The following is a 537-nucleotide window of genomic DNA, read 5'->3' as shown; positions in this document are numbered from 1 at the left end:
ATTAGTTTAAGAACAACTTATTTCAATGACGATTTAAACACATAACTTACTTTGTCGTAATCCATCCTATCTTCATAAAAGCGATGTGCATCAGTTCTCTGTAAACCTGAAGACAGTGCAATACTTTCATAATTATTTTCTTTTGCCCATTTGTGAACATATGTAAGTAATTTCTCGCCGTAACCTTTTGAACGTTTATTTTCATCAGTGACTAAATCACAAACCCAAACAAATCTACCGTAATATAATGTTGTCATTGGTTTGAAACCAGTAACTGCAACTATTTCTTCTTCATCAATTAAAGCAAACATTTTATACCTATCTTTTTCTTTTGCATCCAAAACTAAATCAAGATATGTTTCTTCATCAAGGTGTTTTCGTAGTTGTTTCATCACTGAAAATGCTTCTAAAATCTCGTTTTGTGATTGTAGTTCTTTAAATGTTAAAGTATCTCCCAAGATTATTCCCCTTTTCAATTATAGCTAAGTACATAACTTCTTCTGGCAAAACTCTTCAAGAAAGCGACAGCCTTCTTCA

Annotated in this window: 1 protein-coding gene; it reads right to left on the bottom strand. The window is 31.7% G+C overall.

Annotated features, from left to right (window positions below; translation table 11 throughout):
* Positions 1–17 precede the first annotated feature (17 nt).
* A complete protein-coding gene (locus E3U55_RS17085; protein ID WP_323740429.1) occupies positions 18–458 on the bottom strand; it encodes a GNAT family N-acetyltransferase in 441 nt (146 codons plus the stop codon).
* Positions 459–537 lie beyond the last annotated feature (79 nt).

This window comes from Filobacillus milosensis, assembly GCF_004402015.1.
In the GTDB taxonomy this organism is placed as follows: domain Bacteria; phylum Bacillota; class Bacilli; order Bacillales; family Alkalibacillaceae; genus Filobacillus; species Filobacillus milosensis.
This window is presented reverse-complemented; position numbering and strand designations above follow the sequence as displayed.